We start from the raw sequence: 16,673 nt of genomic DNA on the forward strand, positions 1-16,673 counted from the left end.
TAAATATAGTCATTCTTACAGACAAGTCCGCCTTAAACCAAAATATCGGCAGCATTCATTTTTGCTTTATATTTGTAAAAAAAAATTACATGCAATTTCTTGTCTATATTTTAGCCTATCCTTTACTTTGGCTTATTTCTATACTTCCATTTCCTTTATTTTACTGGTTTTCAGATTTTGTTTACTTTCTGGTTTATCATGTTATAGGTTATCGTCGAAAAGTAGTTCGCGAAAATCTGGCTTTGGCTTTGCCTCATTTAAATGATGCTGAAAGGAAAGTTATTGAGAAAAAATTCTACAGTCATATGTGTGATATGTTTTTAGAAATGATTAAAACCATGAGCATTTCTCCAGAAGAAATGGAAAGAAGGTTTAAAGTAACTAATCTCGATTTGGTTTTGGATTATGCTAAAAGAGGAAAAAGTGTAATTCTAGTAACTTCACATTATGCTAGTTATGAATGGCTTATGACAATCAACTTAAGAATTGGTTTTCAAGGAGTTGCTGTTTACAAAAAATTAGCAAATCCGTATTTTGATAAATTAGTCAGAAAAATTCGTTCTAAATACAAAACTGAAATGATTGAAACTAGAAAAGCAATCCCAACAATGGCACAAAACCAACGCGACGGAATTTTAAGCATGTATGGTTTGGCAAGTGATCAATCTCCAAAATTGGATCGAATTTTTCATTCAATGAAATTTATGGGAGTTGAAGTTCCCGTGCATACAGGAGCCGAAATGTTAGCAAAAAAATACAATTTGAGCGTCATATTTGCAGACGTCCAGAAAACGGGAAGAGGGTTTTATGAAGCCACATTTGTACCGATTGCTGATAATCCAAAAGATTATCCAGATTTTGAAATTACAGAAATTTATTTAAAAGAAGTTGAAAAACAAATTCTTGCAAAACCAGAACATTATTTATGGACACACAAAAGATGGAAACATCGAGTTCAGTCCTAAATTTCATAAAAAGAGAGTCCAAAAAGAAGAAATACTTTTTGGGCTTTTTTTTTATTTAGTGAAAGCGAATAAAACATCCAAACTGGGTTTTAAGGCTCGTAAATAGATTTTTGATGTGTTTTTGTAATGATTTTTATTGGATTCAGACAAAGGCAGATTTAGACAAACAATATACATTTGAAGTTGACTAAATACTATCCAAAAAACCATTGCAAAATCAATACCCATGATCAAAAAATTACTTTTTACATTTTTAATAATTTGTTTTTCAAAACCAGTTTTCGCTCAAAGCCAAAAACGTGGTATTGCCTACGGACAAAACAGTACCGCCGATTTAATGGCTTTAAAACCCGGAATCTCGTGGTGGTACAATTGGGGAAGAATCCCAGAAAATGACACCAATGCTAATTATGCATCTATTGGAGTTGAATATGTGCCAATGGCATGGGGTAAATTAAACGATAATGAAATACAGACTTTTATAGACAATATTAAGCCTGGCGCAAAATATTTATTAGCTTTTAATGAGCCAAATTTTACCGATGGCGCGAGACTAACACCACAAGAAGCAGTTAATGCTTGGGCAAATGTAGAAAAGGTAGCCACCGCAAAAAACTTAGAAATCGTAAGTGCATCTCCGGCATATAATGGCCCAAATAATTATGGAGGATACAGTGATCCAGTTGCATGGCACGATCAATTTTTTCTTTTGTGCCCTACATGCAAAGTCGATTATATTGCTTTTCATACATATGACAATACAGCAGGTTCTGTTATTGGAGTTACAGGGAATCTTAAAAAATACAATCGCCCAGTTTGGGTAACTGAATTTGCAAACCGAGTTATTCAAAGTGAAGCTGATAAAATCAGTTTCATGAAAGCTATCGTAAACAGTTTTGAAAATGATCCAGACATTTACAGATATTCTTGGTTTACAGGACGAGTTCCTGCCGATTGGACTGATATGCAAGAAGGACAATTATTAAGCCCCACAAGTGGTATTTTAAAACCAATAGGAACGGCTTACATCAACGAAAGTTATACTTCGAAAAAAATGAATGTACCAGGAAAAATTACCGCAAACAAACATTATCGTAGAAAAGGAACAGGATTACAAGCTACAACAGATTCTGATACTGGACAAAATGTATGCTTTATAAACGAAGGAGACTGGAATGAATTCCTAATCAATGTGGCTGATGCAGGAACTTATAATCTAACTTTTAGAGTAGCCGCACCTGCTATAAACGGAAAATTTGATATTCTGGTAAACGATGTCACAGTAAAAACAGATGAAACATTTCCCGCAACTGGAGGATGGCAAACTTATGCAGATAAAGTAGTAACTGGTGTTGCATTGCCTAAGGGAGAGGTTTATCTGAAAATTAAATTCAAATCAAATGATATGAATTTCAACTATATTGATATTACTGCAGGAAATCTAGGAATAGATGAGCCAATTACTGAAAAAGATTCTTTTACGATTTATCCAAATCCGGTTAAAAATCAATCGACACTTCATATAAAATCTTCTGAAACGGAATCGTTGACATTGAAAATCGTTGATATGAACGGAAAAGTTTGTTTCGAATCTAAAGATTATTATACCAATCAAGATATTAAAATTGGAGAGAAACTTGCAACTGGAGTTTATATCGTAAATGCTTCTTACGGAAAAATTCGCAAATCAATGAAAATCATTAAAAACTAAAACTATCTAAAATATAAAAAGAAAAGCCTCTTTCGAAATTTTCAAAAGAGGCTTTTTATAATTACATTGAAAAATATTATAATCCCGCAATTACTTTGATCTCATCAATAATTCTAAGTGCTAATTTATCAGCAGCTTCTTGGGAAGCCGATTCAGTATAAATACGAATAATTGGCTCAGTATTCGATTTTCTTAAATGAACCCATTCTTCGGCAAAATCAATTTTCACACCATCAATTGTCGAAATATCTTCGTTTTTATATTTTTCTGTCATAGCAGTCAAAATTGCATCAACATCAATTTGTGGCGTCAATTCAATTTTATTTTTGCTCATATAATATTCTGGATAAGAAGCTCTCAAAGCAGAAACCGACATGTTTTTATTGGCTAAATGTGTCAAAAACAAAGCAACTCCTACCAAACTGTCTCTTCCATAATGCAATTCTGGATAAATGATCCCGCCGTTTCCTTCTCCACCAATAATTGCATTGTTTTTTTTCATTAATTCTACCACATTCACCTCTCCTACTGCACTTGCCTCATAGCTTCCACCGTGAGCTTTTGTAATATCTCTCAATGCACGAGAAGATGACATGTTTGAAACTGTATTTCCTGGCGTTTTGCTCAAAACATAATCAGCACAAGCAACAAGCGTATATTCTTCACCAAACATTTCACCGTCTTCGCTAATGAAAGCCAAACGATCCACATCTGGATCAACCACAATTCCGAAATGTGCTTTTTCTTTGACAACTAATTCTGAAATATCAGTTAAATGTTCCTTTAGTGGTTCTGGATTGTGAGGAAAATGTCCGTTTGGTTCACAATACAATTCAACAACTTCAACTCCCATTAATTTTAGAAGTTTCGGAATAATAATTCCTCCTGAAGAATTTACACCATCAACTACAACTTTAAATTTAGCTTGTTTAACGGCTTCAGCATCAACTAAAGGCAAATTTAAAACTTCATCAATGTGAATATCCATATAAGCGTCGTTTGAAATAATTTCGCCTAAACTATCTACATCAGAAAAATCAAAAGCTTCAGCTTCGGCAATTTCAAGGATTTTTGCACCATCGGCACCGCTTAAAAACTCGCCTTTTTCATTCAATAATTTTAAGGCATTCCATTGTTTTGGATTGTGAGATGCTGTCAAAATAATACCGCCATCTGCTTTTTCTAAAGGAACAGCCACTTCTACAGTTGGTGTAGTCGAAAGCCCAAGATCAATAACATCAATTCCTAATCCTATTAAAGTATTCACAACAAGATTATGAATCATTGGCCCAGAAATTCTGGCATCACGGCCAATAACAACCGTTAATTTTTCTTTTGAAGTATTATTTTTTAGAAAAGTTCCGTATGCCGATGCAAATTTCACTGCATCAACAGGAGTCAAATTGTCTCCAACTTTCCCTCCAATTGTTCCGCGAATTCCAGATATTGATTTTATTAAAGTCATTTTAATGAGTTAAGGTTATTTTTATTACAAATATAGAAAAGTTACTACGCTTCTGAGGCACTAAGTTGCTAAGATTTTTAAACATTAACTAACGATTAAGTTTATTAACGGCTGAATTTTATAACAAAATGAATTAAAAAAGTTTTTATACATTTACTAAAATAACTTAGAAACTGAGCATCTCAGTGTCTTAGAAACTTTATAAAAAATGAATTTCCTTGCCCATATCTATCTTTCAGGCGATAATGATTTAATCAAAATTGGCAATTTTATGGCCGATGGCATTCGCGGAAAACAATTTGAACATTTCCCAAAAGATGTTCAAAAAGGAATTCTTTTACATCGATTTATTGACACTTATACAGATTCTCACGATATTTTTAGACAAAGCACCAAGCGTTTGCATGAAAAATACCATCATTATGCAGGTGTAATTGTTGATATAATTTACGATCATTTTTTAGCCAAAAACTGGACGAAATATTCTGATGAAAATCTGGAAAATTTCATCAACAGATTTTATACATCTCTAGATGATAATTATTCCATTTTAACTGAAAAAACACAAGGTTTGATGCCTTATATGATTGAACGAAATTGGCTTTTGAGCTACAGAACCGTAGAAGGAATTCACCAAATCCTGACACAAATGGATCGAAGATCAAAAAACGTTTCTAAAATGCAATATGCTAGCGAAGAATTAAAAGAATTTTACGCTGAATTTGAAGAAGAATTTACTTTGTTTTTTGAAGATCTTCGACTAAACGCGCAACAAAAACTAATCTCATTATAAATCAAACCGATTAAACATAAATCACGTTTATGAAAAAAATTTCGCTTTTATTCTGTTTTATCTCATTTTACGGTTTTAGCCAGCAAGCTGTTCATCCAACAGGATTCACCGCTTCAAAAGCCATGGTTGTTTCAGCTCGCGAAGAAGCATCAAAAATTGGAGCCGAAATAATGAAAAAAGGCGGCAACGCATTTGATGCCATGGTCGCTACAGAGCTTGCATTGGCAGTTGCTTACCCTTACGCAGGCAATCTTGGTGGAGGTGGCTTTATGGTTTACAGAAAAGCAAACGGAGAAGTTGGAAGTCTTAATTATCGTGAAAAAGCACCACTTGCAGCTTCAAAAAATATGTTTTTGGATAAAGACGGAAATGTAATAAAAGGAAAAAGTACAGAAACAGCTCTTGCAATTGGCGTTCCCGGAACTATTGCAGGCGTTTTTGCTGTTCATAAAAAATTTGGCACATTACCCATGTCTGAAATTTTAAAACCTGTAATTGCACTTGCTGAAAGAGGTGTTATTGTTACCAAAAAACAGCAAAAACAACTTGAAAATTATCACGATGCAATAGTAAAAGCCAATGGGCCAAATACACTGATGGCTAAAGAATTCAAGGAAAATGACACCATAAAATATCCTGCTCTTGCCAGCACTTTGAAAAGAATTTTAAAGAATGGAAGAGATGAATTTTACAAAGGCAAAACGGCTCAAATTTTAGTAGATTATTTAAAGAAAAAAGGTGGCATAATCACAATGAAGGATTTGGCGCTTTATGAAGCGAAATGGAGAAAACCGCTTCAGTTTGATTACAAGGATCTAAAAATAACTTCGATGGCGCCTCCAAGCAGTGGTGGAATCTGTCTAGCCCAAATCATGAAAATGGTTTCACCGTTTTATCTTTCAAAAATGGGACATAATTCAGAACAATCTATTCAAGTTATTGTGGAAGCCGAAAGGAGAGCTTATGCAGATAGAAGTCAGTTTTTAGGTGATCCTGATTTTGTAAAAATTCCGATTAATGGACTTTTGTCTGATAGCTATTTAAAGGAACGAATGTCAAATTTTAATTCAGATAAAGCTACTTTATCAGCCGATATTAAAGAAGGGGAAATCACATACAGCGAAAGCACTGAAACCACACATTACTCCATTGTTGACGCACAAGGAAACGCTGTGGCGGCAACGACCACAATTAACGACGGATTTGGATCAAAATATTATTGCGATGAATTAGGTTTTTTTCTAAATAATGAAATGGACGATTTTAGTGCCAAACCGGGATCTCCAAATATGTTTGGATTAGTTGGAAACGAAGCAAACAGCATTGCGCCACAAAAAAGAATGTTAAGTTCCATGACGCCAACTATAGTCGAAAAAAATGGAAAACTTTATATGGTTGTCGGTTCGCCAGGCGGTTCTACTATCATAACCTCGGTTTTGCAAACTATTTTAAATGTTTATGAATATAATTTGAGCATGCAAGAGGCTGTAAATGCACCACGTTTTCACCATCAATGGCTGCCTGATTTGATCACTTTTGAACCTAAAGCTTTTAGCGACAAAACATTATCAAATTTAAGAGCAAAAGGATATCTGATTAGTGAAAACACAACACCAGTAATTGGCAAAGTGGATGCGATTTTGGTTCTGCCTGACAATACTCTTGAAGGAGGCGCCGATTTTCGTGGCGATGACAAAGCCGCCGGATTTTAAACTCAAAAGATTTGCATTAAAAAATTATACAAAATTGAATGTTTCGAGCTAAATTTGCAATCCCCCGTAACTTTGTAGCAAAATTATGATAAAACGACTTTTTCGAAAATTAGAAAGCATTATTGCTTTAGCACAATCTTTATTGACGCCAAAGCAGTTTATTTTTTTGTCAAGCGTTTTAGTTGGTATTTCCTGCGCATTTGCGGTAATTGTCTTGAAGACTTTTGCACACAGCGTTTTTTCTTTTGCAACTTACATCAATGGGATTTTAAAACTGAGTTTCATCAACAGTATCTTGCCAATAATTGGTATTCTGTTGACTGTTTTTGTGATTAAAAAAGTTTTAAATGGAACGATTCAAAAAGGAACTTCACAGATTTTATATGCCGTTGCTAAAAAAGCCAGCATAATTCCGAAAAAACAAATGTACGCTCAGATTGTGACGAGCTCTTTGACTGTAGGTTTAGGAGGTTCTGCTGGATTGGAAAGTCCAATTGTAATTACCGGAGCGGCTTTTGGATCAAATTATGCCCAAAATTACAAACTAGCATACAAAGACCGAACTTTATTAATTGGTTGTGGTGTTGCCGCCGGAATTGCTGCCGCTTTTAATGCTCCAATTGCGGGCGTTCTTTTCGCTATTGAAGTATTGTTGGTTGATGTGAGTATTTCAGCTTTTACACCAATTATGATTTCTGCAGCAACAGGAGCGTTGGTTTCTGCCATTGTTTTAGACGAAACAATTCTTCTCTCTTTTAAAAAACAGGAATTATTCAATTATCACAATATTCCATTTTATATAATTTTAGGTGTTTTGACTGGTTTTGCTGCGGTTTATTATGCTCGAAATTTTCAGCGCGTGGAGCATTATTTTGCCAAAATGGAAATTGGTCCATACAAAAAAGCTTTAATTGGCTCATCGCTATTGGCTTTGCTGATTTTCGTATTCCCCACTTTATTTGGAGAGGGATATGAAAGTATTAAAACTTTATCAGAAAGCGATCCAGGAAAATTATTAGACAACACTTTATTTGCCGATTTTAGAAACAGCCAATGGGTTTTGCTTTTGTTTGTTGGATGCACAATGATGGTAAAAGTTTTCGCATCTGGACTAACATTGGGAAGTGGCGGAAATGGGGGTAATTTTGCTCCTTCTTTATTTTTAGGCTCTTATTTAGGCTATTTTTTTTCTAAACTAGTAAGCCTAACAGGTTTATCGCATTTGCCAATCAGCAACTTCACCATGGTCGGAATGGCTGGTATTTTGAGCGGATTATTTCACGCGCCATTGACTGCAATATTCCTAATTGCAGAAATTACAGGAGGTTACGGACTTATGATTCCGCTTATGATTGTATCGTCAATTAGTTTTGCGATATCAAAACGATTTGAAAAATATTCTCTTGACGTAAAAAACCTAGCTAAAAAAGGTCACGCATTCACCAGCAACAAAGATTCAAATATTTTATCGACTTTAGATATCGATACTATTATTCAATGTGATTATCTTACCGTTCATCCCGACGAAAATTTAAGCAAACTGGTTGATTTAATTTCACATTCAAATCAAGTTGTTTTTCCCGTTGTTAATAACGAAAAAGATTTAGTTGGAGTGGTCCACTTTAATGACATTCGCGAGATTATTTTTAATGCCTACCGCGTAAAATACACACAAATTAAAGATGTAATGAAAATTCCAGCAACAACTATTTCATCCTATGACAGCATGGAAATTGTTATGACGAAATTCGAAAATTCGAAATCGGCTTTCTTGCCAGTGCTTCGAAATGAAAAATACTACGGCATCATTTCTAAATCTATTGCACTAGAGGCTTATAGAATGAAATTGCGTTCTATGACGATTGAGTAATTTTTAATATCGGATACGTTAAAAATTTTATTTATCCGATATTAAAAAGTACCTTTGTAGGATTATGTTTAATATTGACCTTACATACAGAGAAGAATTTCAATCCACTTTTGATAGATTGTATCAAAAAAGGCAGGAACTGGAAAACAGCAGGCCATTGCCTAATATCGCCTTGAATAAAATACGAGAAAGTCTTTCTCTAGAATGGACATATAACTCAAACAGTATTGAAGGGAATACACTTAGCTTGCGAGAAACCCAAATGGTTATTCAAGAAGGAATTACTATTAAGGGCAAATCGTTGCGTGAACATTTTGAAACCCATAATCATGATAAAGCTATTGATTATCTCTACTCAATTGTTGATGAAAATTACAAGCTAAGGAGCATAGATATCCTATCTATTCATGGTTTGGTAATGCGCTCTATTGAAGAAGATTTTGCAGGAAGAATTCGTAACGGAGGAGTTAGAATTTCTGGAGCTAATTTTATGCCTCCAAATGCTAATAAAGTTTCAGATTATCTAGATGAATTAATAGAATTTATCAATACAAATCCTTTGGGTTTAAATGATATTGAACTTGCCACAATCTATCATCATAAACTGGTCTGGATTCATCCATTTTTTGATGGAAACGGGCGTACGGTACGCTTAAGCATGAATATGTTATTAATGCGTTGTGGTTTTCCACCCGCCATTATTCTTAAAAATGATAGAAAGAAATATTATGAAGCTCTCAACCAAGCCAATAATGGAAATTATCAAAAATTGACCCTTTTAATGTGTCAAGCACTAGAGCGAACCCTCAATATTTATCTTGCTGCAATGCCAGGAAGCAGTTATGATTATCAATCGATACAAAATATAATTAGTGAGCCTGACACTCCTTATGGCCAAGAATATGTAAGTTTACTGGCAAGAACAGGAAAAATTGATGCTTACAAAGAAGGCCGAACTTGGTACACCACCAAAGAAGCGATTGAAAACTATATGGCAACCCGAAAAAGAAAACGCTGATTTTAAATCAGCGTTTTTGTTATTATTTGTAACATAAACTTTTGCTATCGAGCACTAAAAGAACAAATCAAAGTGGTAACTTTGCGTTTTTGCTCAAAAATTATGTTAGACAAAGACAATACTATTGAAGTTCTTGGTGCAAGAGTTCATAATCTAAAAAATATCGACATTTCCATTCCGCGTGAAAAACTGGTGGTTATCACTGGTCTTTCAGGTTCGGGAAAATCTTCTTTGGCTTTTGACACCATTTATGCCGAAGGACAACGTCGTTATGTAGAGACTTTTTCAGCTTATGCCAGACAATTCCTTGGCGGATTAGAACGTCCTGATGTTGATAAAATCGACGGACTTTCTCCTGTTATTGCGATTGAACAAAAAACAACCAGCAAAAGTCCACGTTCTACCGTTGGAACAATTACTGAAATTTACGATTTCTTGAGGCTTTTATATGCGCGTGGAGCTGATGCATACAGTTATAATACAGGCGAAAAAATGGTTTCGTATTCCGATGCGCAAATCAAAGATTTAATTATTCAAGATTATAACGGAAAAAGAATCAATATCCTGGCTCCTGTTATTAAAGCCAGAAAAGGTCATTACGCAGAATTATTCCAACAAATTACCAAACAAGGATTCTTGAAAGTTCGTGTAAACGGTGACGTTCAAGATCTTGTTGCAGGAATGAAACTAGATCGTTACAAAACTCATGACATCGAGATTGTTGTCGATAGAATGGTGATTGAAGACAATCCTGATACGCAAAAAAGGCTTTCAGAAAGCATTAATACAGCAATGCATCATGGTGAAGATGTATTAATGATTTTGGATCAGGACTCTAACGAAGTCCGTTATTTCAGTAGAAATTTAATGTGTCCAACAACTGGGATTTCGTACCAAAATCCGGAACCGAATTTGTTTTCGTTCAACTCTCCGAAAGGAGCTTGTCCGCATTGCAACGGATTAGGAACTGTACACGAAATCAACATCAAAAAGATTATTCCGAATCCAAAATTATCGATTAAAGCGGGAGGTTTTGCGCCTCTTGGCGAGTATAAATCTTCATGGATTTTTAAGCAATTGGAAACCATTGGAGAAAAATTCGGATTTAAGATTACGGATCCGATTGAAAAAATTCCCGAAGAAGCCATGACAATGATTCTTCATGGAGGAAAAGATAAATTTGCTATAAACTCAAAAGACCTTGGCGTAACGAGAGAATATAAAATTGATTTTGAAGGAATTTCGAATTTCATCAAAAATCAATATGACGAAAGCTCTTCAACAACTTTAAAACGTTGGGCAAAAGATTTCATGGATGAAGTTAATTGTCCTGTTTGCGAAGGATCGCGTCTTAAAAAAGAAGCTTTATTTTTTAGAGTGAATGAAAAAAATATCACGGAATTATGTGATATGGATATTTCAGACTTGACCACTTGGTTTTTAGATTTAGAAAATCATCTAACAGACAAACAACTTTTAATTGCTTCTGAAGTCGTAAAAGAGATCAAAGACCGTTTAAACTTCTTGATGAATGTTGGTTTGAATTATTTGGCTTTAAGCCGAAGTTCAAAATCGCTTTCTGGTGGTGAAGCACAGCGTATTCGTTTGGCTACACAAATCGGCTCGCAGTTGGTTGGTGTTTTATATATTTTGGATGAGCCAAGTATTGGTTTGCACCAGAGAGACAATGAAAAACTGATTCAGTCATTGGAACAATTACGCGACATCGGAAACTCCGTAATTGTGGTTGAACACGACAAAGACATGATCGAAACGGCTGATTATGTAATTGATATTGGTCCAAAAGCTGGTAAATACGGAGGCGAAATCATCAGTATTGGAACTCCTAAAGAAACTCTGGCGTCTGATACCATTACCGCTCAATATTTGAACGGTAAAATGAAATTTGACATTCCGAAGAAAAGAAGAAAAGGAAATGGTAAATTCCTAAAACTGACTGGGGCAACTGGAAATAATTTGAAAAACGTTTCCATCGAAATTCCATTAGGTCAAATGACTTGTGTGACAGGAGTTTCAGGAAGCGGAAAATCAACTTTGATTAATGAAACGCTGTATCCAATTTTAAATGCGTATTATTTTAATGGCGTGAAAAAACCACAACCTTATAAAAAGATTGAAGGTTTAGAGCATATTGATAAAGTAATTGATATTGACCAAAGTCCGATTGGTAGAACGCCACGTTCAAATCCAGCAACTTATACCGAGGTTTTCACTGAAATCAGAAATCTATTTACGATGACTTCTGAAAGTATGATTCGCGGTTATAAAGCAGGACGTTTCAGTTTTAATGTAAAAGGTGGACGTTGTGAAACTTGTGAAGGTTCTGGTGTAAGAACAATCGAAATGAACTTTTTGCCAGACGTTTATGTAGAGTGTGAAACTTGTCAAGGAAAACGTTTTAATAGAGAAACTTTGGAAATTCGATATAAAGGAAAATCTATTTCGGATGTTTTGGATATGACGGTTGATGAAGCAGTTCCTTTCTTTGAAAACATTCCTAAGATTTACAGAAAAGTAAAAACAATTCAGGATGTTGGTTTAGGTTATATCACATTGGGACAACAAAGCACAACCCTTTCTGGTGGTGAAGCACAGCGTATTAAATTAGCTGGAGAATTATCTAAAAAAGATACCGGAAATACGTTTTACATTCTGGACGAACCAACAACAGGATTACATTTTGAAGACATTCGCGTTTTAATGGACGTAATCAATAAACTGGTTGATAAAGGAAATACAATTCTGGTTATCGAACACAATATGGACGTTATAAAACTTGCCGATTATATTATTGATATTGGCCCTGAAGGCGGAAAAGGCGGCGGACAGCTTGTTGCAAAAGGAACTCCTGAAGAAGTGGCGCAAAACAAAAAGAGTTATACGGCTAAGTTTCTGAAAAAGGAATTAGAGTAAAGACTATTTCTTGCAAAATGGATGGGCCAAAATCTATTCATATCGAACGTCTGACGGATTTCAATCCGTCATTTTTTTTATAATTGCCTAAAAATAAAATTTTAAGTAATAACTAAACATTATCTCTGGATTACTTTTAGATTATAAACCTTCCTTTTTGTAACAATTCTAATAAAAAGTGTTAATTTAGCATCCGCCTTTTTTCAAAAATTTAAACTTTGAAGAAAAATGTTTCGATTAAACCAATTGTCTATTTGAAACCAATTGCCCTAGCCCTGATAGAAGTGGAAATCCTTTTGCGACCGTCCCGATAGCTATCGGGAGGCGGAAAAGATTGTAACGGATAGCAGGAATAGCTCCTTATTCCTATTATGCTCAGAATGAAAATTTAAAAGAATCGGCAGAAATAAAAATATAAATAATTAAAATACCAAAAATGAGATTAGAAGATTTTGATAATGATGAAGATAAAGTAATCCAAGACAGTTTAAAACAAAAAACTTGGAACGAAATTAAATCCAATGACAGCTGGGCAATTTTTAAAATTATGTCTGAGTTTGTGAATGGTTATGAAAGCATGGGACGTATTGGTCCGTGTGTTTCTATTTTTGGATCGGCAAGAACAAAACCAGATGACAAATACTATCAATTGGCTGAAAAAATTGCTTTTAAAATCAGTAAAGCGGGCTATGGCGTAATTACGGGAGGAGGACCAGGAATTATGGAAGCCGGAAATAAAGGCGCACATTTAGGTGGCGGAACTTCGGTAGGCTTAAACATCGAATTGCCTTTTGAACAGCACTTTAACCCATATATCGATCACGATAAAAACCTGAATTTCGATTATTTTTTTGTGAGAAAAGTAATGTTCGTTAAATATTCACAAGGTTTTGTAGTTATGCCAGGAGGTTTTGGAACTTTGGACGAAATGTTTGAAGCTATTACTTTAATCCAAACTAAGAAAATTGGAAAATTCCCAATCATTTTAGTTGGAGTTGAATTCTGGTCTGGGTTAATTGACTGGGTAAAAACGGTTTTGGTAGAAAAAATGCACACTGTAAGCCCAGAAGATTTAAACTTATTCAAAGTCGTTGATACTGAAGACGAAGTTGTTGAAGCTTTGGACAAATTCTACAAGAAATACGACCTGAGTCCGAATTTCTAATTTTTTTACGATATAAATCATCTCGGCATTTTAAGTTAGAAACTATAACTAACTTAATTTGCTTATAATATGATTAAATTTTAAGAGCTGTTTTTTAAAACAGCTTTTTTTATGTTATTTTTACAAAAATCACATAAATCTTGACACACGTAACTTAAGATATATCAATAATTTTTTTGCGCCACTCCTTGAAATCATTATATAAAATTTTTATCCTGATTTTTGTTTTATTGAACTCGGTAAAACAATACGCACAACATCAATCGAAGATGGAAGTGGCGGTCAATCTCGACCTTAAAACACTCAACATCAGACAAGATATCACATTTCACAACACTTCAAACGATTCTTTGATTTCGATTGTTCTGAATGACTGGAACAATGCTTTTTCAGACAAGAACACTCCATTGGCGAAACGCTTTTCGGATGAATTTTACAGAGGTTTTCATCTTGCAAAACCAGAAGAGAGAGGAAATACAACCATTTTAAATCTAACCGATTCAGACAATTTGGCGCTAGAATGGGAAAGAACAGAAAAAAATCCTGATTTTATTGTCGTAAAACTAAACCGTAAACTGCGTCCTGGCGAAAAAATTGATTTGCATCTAACTTATATTGCTAAAATTCCGAGTGCAAAATTTACACATTACGGCTTTGAGCAAAATGGCGGAATGAATTTAAAAAACTGGTTTTTGAGCCCCGCTCGTTTTGAAAATCACCGTTTTGTAAAAAACAACAATTTCAATCTTGACGACATTGCAAATGCTGTTGTTGATTACGAAGTTGAAATAAAAATTCCTGCTAATTATTCAATCAGTACTGATTTGAATTCGGTTTCAAAAGATGAATCAAATACTGCCTTCACGACCTATTCATTCGCAGGTACAAATAGAACTGATTTTAATGTTTTCATCGAAAAACAAAACAGTTTCAGAAGTTATACAAATGGTGATTTAGAAGTAGTTTCCGATTTAAAAACAAAAAAACTAAACGAGATTCAGAGAGCGATTGTCATTAACCGCATTGCGACTTTTGCGAATGAATTTATTGGGAAATATCCGCATTCTAAAATTACAGTTTCACAGGCAGATTATGACCGAAATCCATTTTATGGACTCAATCAGCTTCCTTCTTTTATTAGCCCGTTTTCGGATGAATTTATGTTTGAAATTACTTTTCTGAAAACCTATTTAAGCAATTATCTAAAAAACAGTCTTCGATTAGATCCGAGAAAAGACAATTGGGTTTATGACGGAATTCAGATTTATGCCATGATGAAATATATGGAAGAGCATCATTTAGATCAAAAAATGCTGGGCAGGCTTTCGGACATGAAGCTCTTTAAAAGCTATAACATCACCAATTTGACTTTTAACGAGCAATACAGCTATTATTATATGCTAATGGCTCGAAAAAATCTGGATCAGCCTCTGGGTGATCCTAAAAATACGTTAATCAAATTCAACGAACAAATTGCCAGCAAATACCGAGCAGGTTTAAGTTTGAGTTATTTAGATGATTATCTGAATCATAATATTGTTCCTGAAAGTGTTCATGAGTTTTATGAACTGAATAAAACACAGCAAACAAATAGATACAATTTTGAAAAAATATTAGTCAAAAACAGTCCAAAAAATATCGACTGGTTTTTTAGGACTATTATTGAATCACGCGACATTATTGATTATAAATTTACTGATGTTTCCAGAACTAAAGACAGCGTTCAGTTTTCAATAAAAAACATAACGGAAGTGTATGCACCAATTCCGGTGTATGGAATCAAAAAAAACGAAGTTGTTTTCAAAGAATGGATTGAGCCAAAAAACGATTCTATTTATCATTTTGACCGAAAAAATGCTGATAAAATAGTTTTAAATTATGACAACGAAGTTCCAGAATACAACCAACGAAACAATTGGAAAAACCTGAAAAACATTGCTATTACAAATCGTCCGATAAAATTTAATTTTGCCAAAGATTTAGAAGATCCTTATTACAATCAGATTTTATACATTCCGACTCTAACTTATAATTATTATGACGGAATTACGCCTGGAATACGTTTTCATAACAAAACAATTCTGGACAAACCCTTTATATTTGATATTAATCCAGCTTATTCTATTAAGGCCCAGACGCTTTCAGGATCTTCTGCATTTTCATGGAATCAATATTACAGAAACAGCACACTTTTTAATGTGCGATATTCAATCAGCCAAAATTATTTTCATTATGCACCAGATGCAACTTATTTGAGATTAAATCCGATGGTACAGCTGCGCATACGCGAAGAGAATTTTAGAGACAATCGAAAACAACTTATAATGTTTCGCCAAGTAATTGTAAACCGTGAAGCAAGCGATTACATTACAGATAATTCAAAACCTAATTATTCGATTTTTAACGCCCGTTATTCCAATACAAAAACAGAACTTGTGGATCATTTTAGTTATATGAATGACATTCAGTTTTCGGGAGATTTTGGAAAACTTTCAGGAGAAGTAGAATATCGACGATTATTTGAAAACAACCATAAATTGAATTTACGATTGTACGCTGGTGTTTTCCTTTACAATACAACAAATTCAGATTATTTCAGTTTTGGTTTAGATCGACCGACAGATTATTTGTTTGACTACAACCTGTTTGGAAGATCAGAATCAACGGGTTTTTTCAGCCAGCAGTTTGTCATGGCCGAAGGTGGTTTCAAGTCACAATTAGAACCTTCTTACGCCAATCAATGGATGACAACCCTAAATGCCAGTTATGCGATTTGGAACTGGATTGAAGTATATGGCGATGTTGGATTTTTGAAAAATAAACATCAAACAGCGTTTTTTGCCTATGACAGTGGTATTCGTTTAAATTTAGTTCCTGACTATTTTGAACTCTATTTTCCGGTGTATTCAAATAACGGATGGGAAATCTCTCAAAGCAAATACAACGAAAAAATTAGATTTGTTATAACATTTGCCCCAAAAACATTAGTCACACTTTTTACTAGAAAATGGTTCTAATCAAATAAATTTTAAATAAAAAG

Annotated in this window: 10 protein-coding genes; 9 read left to right on the top strand and 1 reads right to left on the bottom strand. The window is 34.2% G+C overall.

Annotated elements, in window-relative coordinates; translation table 11 throughout:
- Positions 1-89: 89 nt before the first annotated feature.
- Both H600_RS0117835 and H600_RS22600 read left to right on the top strand, forming a co-directional pair.
- A complete protein-coding gene (locus H600_RS0117835) occupies positions 90-965 on the top strand; it encodes a lysophospholipid acyltransferase family protein (protein WP_026730068.1) in 876 nt (291 codons plus the stop codon).
- Positions 966-1,191: 226 nt separating this feature from the next.
- Positions 1,192-2,676 (top strand): glycosyl hydrolase, encoded by a 1,485-nt coding sequence (locus H600_RS22600; protein WP_051234463.1) that lies wholly within the window; start codon positions 1,192-1,194, stop codon positions 2,674-2,676.
- Between the two features lie 76 nt (positions 2,677-2,752).
- Here H600_RS22600 and glmM read toward each other — a convergent pair whose 3' ends face one another.
- Entirely contained in the window at positions 2,753-4,141 is a 1,389-nt protein-coding gene (glmM, locus tag H600_RS0117850) for a phosphoglucosamine mutase (protein WP_026730069.1), read from the bottom strand.
- Positions 4,142-4,349: 208 nt separating this feature from the next.
- On the opposite strand from glmM, the gene H600_RS0117855 reads away from it, so the two are divergent.
- The 7 genes from H600_RS0117855 (at position 4,350) to H600_RS0117885 (ending at position 16,650) form a co-directional block, all read left to right on the top strand.
- Complete coding sequence (locus tag H600_RS0117855) at positions 4,350-4,934, top strand: acyl carrier protein phosphodiesterase (protein ID WP_026730070.1); 585 nt, start codon at positions 4,350-4,352, stop codon at positions 4,932-4,934.
- A gap of 29 nt (positions 4,935-4,963) precedes the next feature.
- Positions 4,964-6,646 carry a gamma-glutamyltransferase gene (gene ggt, locus H600_RS0117860; protein WP_026730071.1) on the top strand — a complete coding sequence of 561 codons (1,683 nt, stop codon included), beginning with the start codon at positions 4,964-4,966 and terminating at the stop codon, positions 6,644-6,646.
- 85 nt (positions 6,647-6,731) lie between these two features.
- On the top strand, positions 6,732-8,516 hold the full coding sequence (locus H600_RS0117865; RefSeq protein ID WP_026730072.1) for a chloride channel protein: 1,785 nt from the start codon (positions 6,732-6,734) through the stop codon (positions 8,514-8,516).
- 64 nt (positions 8,517-8,580) lie between these two features.
- The gene (locus H600_RS0117870) at positions 8,581-9,534 is read left to right on the top strand and encodes a Fic family protein (RefSeq protein WP_035108745.1); all 954 of its coding nucleotides are present in this window, start codon (positions 8,581-8,583) and stop codon (positions 9,532-9,534) included.
- Between the two features lie 102 nt (positions 9,535-9,636).
- Positions 9,637-12,468, top strand: a complete 2,832-nt coding sequence (gene uvrA / locus H600_RS0117875; protein ID WP_026730074.1) for an excinuclease ABC subunit UvrA — start codon at positions 9,637-9,639, stop codon at positions 12,466-12,468.
- A gap of 436 nt (positions 12,469-12,904) precedes the next feature.
- Complete coding sequence (locus H600_RS0117880; RefSeq protein WP_026730075.1) at positions 12,905-13,633, top strand: LOG family protein; 729 nt, start codon at positions 12,905-12,907, stop codon at positions 13,631-13,633.
- Between the two features lie 269 nt (positions 13,634-13,902).
- On the top strand, positions 13,903-16,650 hold the full coding sequence (locus tag H600_RS0117885; RefSeq protein ID WP_026730076.1) for a gluzincin family metallopeptidase: 2,748 nt from the start codon (positions 13,903-13,905) through the stop codon (positions 16,648-16,650).
- Positions 16,651-16,673: the final 23 nt, after the last annotated feature.

It is taken from the genome of Flavobacterium denitrificans DSM 15936 (assembly GCF_000425445.1).
GTDB classification, from domain to species: domain Bacteria; phylum Bacteroidota; class Bacteroidia; order Flavobacteriales; family Flavobacteriaceae; genus Flavobacterium; species Flavobacterium denitrificans.